The organism is Pseudomonas sp. NPDC089741 (assembly GCF_044748825.1).
GTDB lineage: Bacteria > Pseudomonadota > Gammaproteobacteria > Pseudomonadales > Pseudomonadaceae > Aquipseudomonas > Aquipseudomonas helmanticensis.
Genome location: NZ_JBIVGT010000035.1, coordinates 1 through 7,059, shown reverse-complemented (window position 1 = coordinate 7,059; position 7,059 = coordinate 1). Strand labels below are relative to the sequence as shown.

Below are 7,059 nucleotides of genomic sequence, written 5' to 3'. Positions count from 1 at the left end.
TCCAGGTCAAGGAGACCTTCATGCGCTTCAACAAACTCGCTGTCACCACCCTGCTGCTCTGCGCCTTGCCGGCGGTCAGCCAGGCCCGTGACACGGCGGTTTACCTGCCATTCGACAAAGCCGTCGCCGAAGCCACCAGCTCCGGCAAAATCGATGGCAGCGTCAAGTTCTACCTGGCCGGCAACACCCCGGCCGGCAAAGTTAGCGTCATCAGCCCCGGCGCCGTCACCAACAAGAAGACCAACGCCTTCAACAAGTCCGACGCAGAAGCCTGCCAATGGGTTGCACAGTCGGCCATCATCAGCCTGCACCAGGCCGCGAAAAGCGCCGGCGCCAATGCCGTGACCAACATCGTCAGCTTCTACAAAAGCAACGAGCGCAAGGATGCGCAAACCTACGAATGCCACGCCGGCGCGATCATGGCGGGCGTTGCGTTGAAGGGTGACCTGGCGAAGGTTCAGTAAACGCCAGAAACGACAAAGGGCGCCATTCGGCGCCCTTTGTCGTTTTGATCATGTGCTGGCGTGCAACTTCAGACCTAATGCTCTGATGACTTTGAGAATTGTCCCAAACTCCGGATTTCCTTCGCCTGACAAAGCACGATAAAGGCTTTCTCGCGAGAGACCCGCATCTCTTGCAACTTGTGTCATGCCTCGTGCCCGAGCAATGGTACCAAGCGCCTTGGCGATGAACGCGGGATCATCCCCCGCCTCCTCCATGCAAGCGTCCAGATAGTTAGCCATGTCCTCTTCTGTCTTGAGGTACTCGGCAGAGTCCCAGCGAGTGAATTTTTCGGTCATGGATTTTGCTCCTGCCAAGACTTCGCTAAAAGCCTCGCTTGTTTGATATCTCGAGGTTGACTGCTTTTATCTCCACCACAGAGAAGGATGATCAGTTGACGACCTTGCTGCATGAAATAAACCCGATACCCCGGACCGTAGTCAACTCTGGCTTCAACTATCCCCTCTCCGATGGATTTCACGTCGCCAAGATTTCCATCGGCCATACGGTCAATTCGTGCCTGAATCCGCACCCTGGCGCGAGTATCAGCCAGCTTCGATAGCCAGCCGGAGAATGTTGAACTTCGAAGAAGTTCAGTCATGTGACCGAATGTAGCCCACGAGCTACATTCGCTCAAACTGGAATTGTTTGCAAGTGATACACGTTGTCTACACTCGCTACTTATGGAAAACGCTCAAACCAATGTGGTTGTGACGTCAAGGAGATGACCATGCAAGTGAAAGCCCTGATAACCGCCGCGCTTCTCACTCTGTTGCCGAGCGCCAGCCATGCCACCAATCTCATGTATATGCCCTTTGAAACGGTCGTGTCGGATGCGCTGCGGGCCGGGCGGCTGGATGGCAGTGTGAAGTTTTATCTGCTTGGCAATGGGCCGCAGGGTACTCAGCAGTTGCTGCGTCGGGATGTGATCAGTGATCTGAGCACCAACGGTTCCAACAAGAGTGATCATGATTCCTGCGAGTGGGTGTTGCAGTCGAATCTGATCAAGTTGCAGGCGGACGCCAAGCGGGTCGGGGCGAATGCGGTGGTCAATCTCGTCAGTTATTACGACCAGCATGTGCGCAAGGATTTGAATACGTATGAGTGTCGGGCGGGGATTTTTGTCACGCGGGTGGCGTTGAAGGGGGATCTGGTGCGGTTGCCATAACGGCAAGATCAAAAGATCGCAACCTTCGGCAGCTCCTACAGGGCTGCGGTCTTTTAAGCAGACTCGACCTTGCGTGTGAGCAGGTCGACAAAGGCCTTGGCCATCGGGGATTTCTGATCCTTGCGCTGCACCAGCCACACGGCGGTCACCGCTTCGGGATCAAGCAATGGCCGATAGACCACGCCATCGATGCGCATCCGCTGATACGACGCCGGCATCACCGACACACCCAACCCCGCTGCCACCAGACCGATAATGGTCATCGCCTCGCCAGCCTCTTGCGCGAAATGCGGGCTGAACCCGGCGTCGCGAGCCAGGCTGAGCAGTTGCGCATACAAACCGCTGCCGTAACTGCGCGGAAAGAACACAAACGGTTCATGGGCCAGCGCCGCGAGAAACAAGCCCTCTTCCGAACCCTGCGCCAGCGGATGCTTGGAACTGAGCACCGCGACCAGCGGCTCTCGCATCAATTCCACTACGCTCAGTGAATCCGGCAAACCCAGCGGTCGCATGATGCCGACCTCGATCGACTGATCGACCAAGGCATCCGCAACCATGGTGCTGCTCATCTCACGCAGGTTCAGATGCACCGCCGGAAAGCGCTGGCGAAAGGCAAAAATCGCCTGAGGAATGGTCGAGTTGAAGGGTGCCGAAGAGGTGAAACCAATCTTCAACTCGCCCAGCTCACCCAACTGTGCACGCCGTGCCACATCCGCTGCTTTATCAACCTGGGCCAGCACCAACCGCGCCTCTTCGAGAAACAGTCGACCCGCTTCGCTCAACTCGACCCGACGATTGGTCCGTTCGAACAGCCGCGCGCCGACCTCCTGCTCCAGCGCCTGAATCTGCTGGCTCAGCGGCGGCTGGGAGATGCCCAGCACCTGTGCGGCACGGCCGAAATGCAACTCTTCGGCGACGGCGATGAAGTAGCGCAGATGACGAAATTCCATGGATATCTCATTAGGTCGTAAAAGCTATCAAACAGGTCGAACAATATATTGGATAGAAACATTAGCCAGCTATATGATTTTTTCATTGCCTGCCTGGCCGTGCCCTCCGAGGTCTGAAGTGAAAACTGCTGTCGCGCCCCTAGCCCATGAAGTCCCGCCTGCTGCGGCGGACGATGTCGTCGCCGAGCTGCAAGAGATCTACATCGAAAAAGGCACGCCGATGTTCATGCGCACGGTACTGGCGCTGTTCAGCGGCGGCTTCGCGACGTTTGCGCTTCTGTACTGCGTGCAACCGATGATGCCGCTGCTGTCCCACGAATATGGCATCAATGCGGCGCAGAGCAGCCTGATCCTCTCGGTGGCCACCGGCATGCTCGCCATCGGCCTGCTGATTACCGGGCCGATTTCTGATCGGGTCGGGCGCAAACCGGTGATGGTGACTGCGCTGTTCGCGGCGGCGCTGTGCACGATGGCCAGTGCAATGATGCCGAGTTGGGAAGGCGTGCTGATCATGCGCGCACTGATCGGGCTGTCGCTGAGCGGTCTGGCGGCGGTGGCGATGACCTATCTGAGCGAAGAGATTCACCCGCAGCACATCGGTTTGGCGATGGGTCTGTACATCGGCGGCAACGCGATTGGCGGGATGAGCGGGCGCTTGATCACTGGTGTTCTGATCGACTTTGTCAGCTGGCACACGGCAATGCTGGTGATCGGCGGTCTGGCGATGATCGCGGCGGCGGTGTTCTGGAAAATCCTGCCGGAGTCGCGCAACTTCCGCTCGCGCTCCCTGCACCCGCGCAGTTTGCTCGACGGCTTCACCATGCACTTTCGCGATGCCGGTTTACCGCTGCTGTTTCTTGAGGCGTTCGTGCTGATGGGCGCGTTCGTCACACTGTTCAACTACATCGGTTATCGCTTGCTCGCGGCGCCGTACAACCTTGATCAGGTGTTCGTGGGTTTGCTGTCGGTGGTGTACCTGTCGGGGATCTACAGCTCGGCGAAGATTGGTTCGCTGGCGGACAAGCTGGGCCGGCGCAAGGTGTTGTGGGCCACGATTGCATTGATGTTCGCCGGCCTTGCGCTGACGATGTTTACGCCGCTGCTGCTGGTGATTGTCGGCATGCTGATTTTCACCTTCGGCTTCTTCGGCGCGCATTCGGTGGCGAGTAGCTGGATCGGTCGTCGCGCGATCAAAGCGAAGGGACAGGCGTCGTCGTTGTACCTGTTCAGCTATTACGCCGGGTCGAGCATTGCCGGCACGGCGGGCGGGGTGTTCTGGCATTTGGGCGGGTGGAATGGGATTGGCTTGTTTATCGGTTCGTTGCTGCTGATCGCGCTGCTGGTGGCGCTGAAGCTGGCGAAGTTGCCGCCACTGGGTGGCGTCAAGGCCTGACGCGTACCCATGTAGGAGTGAGCCTGCTCGCGATAGCGGTGAGCCAGTCGCCCAATATGTTGGCTGACACACCGCTATCGCGAGCAGGCTCACTCCTACAATTGATCTGCGTACGATGTTGAATCGTGGAAACAAAAACGCCCGGCATTTAGCCGGGCGTTTTTTTTTGTGTGGCGATCACTCGTGATACTGCGCCGACAACTCATGCACTGCGCGCAGGAACGCACCGGCGTGCTCCGGATCAACCTCAGGCGTGATGCCATGACCGAGGTTGAACACGTGACCGCTGCCCTTGCCGTAGCTGGCCAGAATGCGTCCGACTTCAGTGCGGATCGCTTCCGGTTTGGCGTAGAGCACGGTCGGGTCCATGTTGCCTTGCAGGGCAACCTTGTCGCCAACACGGGCGCGGGCGTTGCCGATGTCGCAGGTCCAGTCCAGGCCCAGTGCATCGGCACCCGCGTCGGCGATGCTTTCCAGCCACAGGCCACCGTTTTTGGTGAAGAGGATCACCGGCACTTTGCGCCCGTCGTGTTCGCGGATCAGGCCGCTGACGATTTTCTTCATGTAGGCCAGCGAGAATTCCTGATACGCCGCGGCCGACAGGTTGCCGCCCCAGGTGTCGAAGATCTGCACCGCTTGCGCGCCAGCCATGATCTGGCCGTTGAGGTACGAGGTCACCGACTGCGCCAGTTTATCCAGCAGCAGGTGCATGGCTTGCGGGTTGTCGTAGAGCATCGCTTTGGTCTTGCGGAAGTCTTTCGACGAGCCGCCTTCAACCATGTAGGTCGCCAGGGTCCACGGGCTGCCGGAGAAACCGATCAGCGGCACACGACCGTTGAGCTCGCGACGGATGGTGCTGACCGCGTCCATCACGTAGCCGAGATCTTTGTGTGGATCAGGGATTGGCAACGCTTCGATGTCGGCGAGGGTGCTGACGACTTTCTTGAAGCGCGGACCTTCACCGGTCTCGAAGTACAGGCCCTGGCCCATGGCATCGGGAATGGTGAGGATGTCGGAAAACAGGATCGCCGCGTCCAGTTGTGGATAGCGGTCGAGCGGTTGCATCGTGACTTCGCAGGCGAATTCCGGATTCATGCACAGGCTCATGAAATCACCAGCCTGGGCGCGGCTGGCGCGGTACTCCGGCAGGTAGCGGCCGGCCTGACGCATCATCCACACCGGGGTGACGTCAACGGGTTGCTTGAGCAGGGCGCGGAGGAAACGGTCGTTCTTCAGGGCAGTCATGTCGGCATCCGGAAAAAAAGTGCGGGCATTTTCTCAGAGCGCGACGCAAAAGGCACGGATGCAGGTCAGCCTTTTGTCTATCGGGTCAATTTATTGCGCAATGATCGTTCCCACGCTCTGCGTGGTAACGCCTCCTGTGACGCTCTGCGTCACGCTTTTTGGGACGCAGAGCGTCCCCGACTGCATTCCCACGCAGAGCGTGGGAACGATCAATGCGTTATCACTAACACCGAGAAACAACTGTGGGAGCGAGCCTGCTCGCGAAGAGGTCGGCACATCCAACATTTAAGTTGGCTGGCAGACCGCTTTCGCGAGCAGGCTCGCTCCCACAGGTTTATTGCGTTTGGCTCAGGAGCCGGGTTTAGACACCCAGGTAATCAAGGATCCCTTCGGCGGCGTTGCGGCCTTCGAAGATCGCCGTTACCACCAGGTCGGAACCGCGCACCATGTCGCCACCGGCGAAGATTTTCGGGTTGCTGGTCTGGTGCTTGTACTGACCTTGCTCAGGCGCGACAACGCGGCCCTGGCTGTCAGTCTGGATTTCGAACTGTTCGAACCACGGCGCCGGGCTCGGGCGGAAGCCGAAAGCGATAACCACGGCATCAGCCGGGATGATCTCTTCGGAACCCGGGATCGGTTCAGGGCTGCGACGGCCACGGGCATCCGGTTCGCCGAGACGGGTCTCGACCACTTTGACGCCTTCGACCTTGTCTTCACCGACGATCGCGATCGGCTGGCGGTTGTAGAGGAATTTCACACCTTCTTCCTTGGCGTTCTTCACCTCTTTGCGCGAGCCGGGCATGTTCGCTTCGTCACGACGATAAGCACAGGTCACCGACTTGGCGCCCTGACGGATCGAAGTACGGTTGCAGTCCATCGCCGTGTCGCCACCGCCGAGTACCACGACCTTCTTGCCTTTCATGTCGACGAAATCTTCCGGCGACTTTTCAAAGCCCAGGTTGCGGTTGACGTTGGCGATCAGGAAGTCCAGCGCGTCATAAACGCCCGGCAGATCTTCACCGGCAAAACCGCCCTTCATGTAGGTGTAGGTGCCCATGCCCATGAACACTGCATCGTATTCGGCGAGCAGTTGCTCCATGGTCACGTCTTTGCCGACTTCTGTATTGAGACGGAACTCGATGCCCATGCCGGTGAAGACTTCGCGACGATTGCTCAGCACGGTCTTTTCCAGCTTGAACTCGGGGATGCCGAAGGTCAGCAAACCACCGATTTCCGGGTTCTTGTCGAACACCACCGGGGTCACGCCGCCACGTACCAGCACGTCGGCACAACCGAGACCCGCCGGGCCTGCGCCGATGATCGCAACACGCTTGCCGGTCGGTTTGACCTTGGACATGTCCGGGCGCCAGCCCATGGCGAACGCGGTGTCGGTGATGTACTTCTCGACCGAACCGATAGTCACCGCGCCGAAGCCGTCGTTAAGGGTGCAGGCACCCTCGCACAGACGATCCTGTGGGCACACCCGGCCGCAGACTTCCGGCAAGGTGTTGGTCTGGTGAGACAGCTCGGCGGCCTGAAGGATATTGCCTTCGGCCACCAGCTTCAGCCAGTTGGGAATGAAGTTGTGCACCGGGCACTTCCATTCGCAATACGGGTTGCCGCAACCCAGGCAGCGGTGGGCCTGATCGGCCGACTGCTGGGGTTTGAACGGTTCGTAGATTTCGACGAACTCTTTCTTGCGTTGACGCAACAGTTTCTTCTTCGGATCTTTGCGCCCGACATCGATGAACTGGAAGTCGTTATACAGACGTTCAGCCATTGTTAAATGCTCATAAAACTCT

The 7,059-nt window shown here is 58.7% G+C and carries 8 protein-coding genes; 3 read left to right on the top strand and 5 right to left on the bottom strand.

Annotation, left to right across the window (positions count from 1 at the left end; translation table 11 throughout):
• The first annotated feature begins 20 nt into the window (after nucleotides 1-20).
• Nucleotides 21-464: an excinuclease gene (locus ACIPZE_RS24300; RefSeq protein ID WP_400775783.1), complete on the top strand. Its 444-nt coding sequence runs from the start codon at nucleotides 21-23 to the stop codon at nucleotides 462-464.
• Nucleotides 465-512: 48 nt separating this feature from the next.
• Here ACIPZE_RS24300 and ACIPZE_RS24295 read toward each other — a convergent pair whose 3' ends face one another.
• Both ACIPZE_RS24295 and ACIPZE_RS24290 read right to left on the bottom strand, forming a co-directional pair.
• Nucleotides 513-800 (bottom strand): addiction module antidote protein, encoded by a 288-nt coding sequence (locus ACIPZE_RS24295; RefSeq protein WP_400775781.1) that lies wholly within the window; start codon nucleotides 798-800, stop codon nucleotides 513-515.
• Complete coding sequence (locus ACIPZE_RS24290) at nucleotides 797-1,102, bottom strand: type II toxin-antitoxin system RelE/ParE family toxin (RefSeq protein ID WP_400775778.1); 306 nt, start codon at nucleotides 1,100-1,102, stop codon at nucleotides 797-799. The genes ACIPZE_RS24295 and ACIPZE_RS24290 overlap by 4 nt, the downstream gene beginning before the upstream one ends.
• Nucleotides 1,103-1,231: 129 nt before the next feature.
• Between ACIPZE_RS24290 and ACIPZE_RS24285 the strand changes: the two genes are divergently transcribed.
• The gene (locus ACIPZE_RS24285; RefSeq protein WP_400775775.1) at nucleotides 1,232-1,669 is read left to right on the top strand and encodes an excinuclease; all 438 of its coding nucleotides are present in this window, start codon (nucleotides 1,232-1,234) and stop codon (nucleotides 1,667-1,669) included.
• A 53-nt stretch (nucleotides 1,670-1,722) separates the two neighbouring features.
• Here the strand turns inward: ACIPZE_RS24285 and ACIPZE_RS24280 are convergent, their stop codons facing one another.
• Nucleotides 1,723-2,619: a LysR substrate-binding domain-containing protein gene (locus ACIPZE_RS24280; protein ID WP_400775773.1), complete on the bottom strand. Its 897-nt coding sequence runs from the start codon at nucleotides 2,617-2,619 to the stop codon at nucleotides 1,723-1,725.
• A gap of 118 nt (nucleotides 2,620-2,737) precedes the next feature.
• On the opposite strand from ACIPZE_RS24280, the gene ACIPZE_RS24275 reads away from it, so the two are divergent.
• Nucleotides 2,738-4,012, top strand: a complete 1,275-nt coding sequence (locus ACIPZE_RS24275) for an MFS transporter (RefSeq protein WP_400775770.1) — start codon at nucleotides 2,738-2,740, stop codon at nucleotides 4,010-4,012.
• A 177-nt stretch (nucleotides 4,013-4,189) separates the two neighbouring features.
• On the opposite strand, the gene hemE is transcribed toward ACIPZE_RS24275, so the two are convergent.
• Both hemE and ACIPZE_RS24265 read right to left on the bottom strand, forming a co-directional pair.
• Complete coding sequence (gene hemE, locus ACIPZE_RS24270) at nucleotides 4,190-5,257, bottom strand: uroporphyrinogen decarboxylase (RefSeq protein ID WP_016983859.1); 1,068 nt, start codon at nucleotides 5,255-5,257, stop codon at nucleotides 4,190-4,192.
• 361 nt (nucleotides 5,258-5,618) lie between these two features.
• Nucleotides 5,619-7,037 (bottom strand): FAD-dependent oxidoreductase, encoded by a 1,419-nt coding sequence (locus ACIPZE_RS24265; RefSeq protein WP_400775834.1) that lies wholly within the window; start codon nucleotides 7,035-7,037, stop codon nucleotides 5,619-5,621.
• Nucleotides 7,038-7,059: the final 22 nt, after the last annotated feature.

Coding starts and splice junctions, on each gene's coding strand:
- ACIPZE_RS24290 (WP_400775778.1), bottom strand. CDS start 1,102: ATGACTGAACTTCTTCGAAGTTCAACATTCTCCGGCTGGCTATCGAAG.
- hemE (WP_016983859.1), bottom strand. CDS start 5,257: ATGACTGCCCTGAAGAACGACCGTTTCCTCCGCGCCCTGCTCAAGCAA.
- ACIPZE_RS24280 (WP_400775773.1), bottom strand. CDS start 2,619: ATGGAATTTCGTCATCTGCGCTACTTCATCGCCGTCGCCGAAGAGTTG.
- ACIPZE_RS24285 (WP_400775775.1), top strand. CDS start 1,232: ATGCAAGTGAAAGCCCTGATAACCGCCGCGCTTCTCACTCTGTTGCCG.
- ACIPZE_RS24300 (WP_400775783.1), top strand. CDS start 21: ATGCGCTTCAACAAACTCGCTGTCACCACCCTGCTGCTCTGCGCCTTG.
- ACIPZE_RS24295 (WP_400775781.1), bottom strand. CDS start 800: ATGACCGAAAAATTCACTCGCTGGGACTCTGCCGAGTACCTCAAGACA.
- ACIPZE_RS24265 (WP_400775834.1), bottom strand. CDS start 7,037: ATGGCTGAACGTCTGTATAACGACTTCCAGTTCATCGATGTCGGGCGC.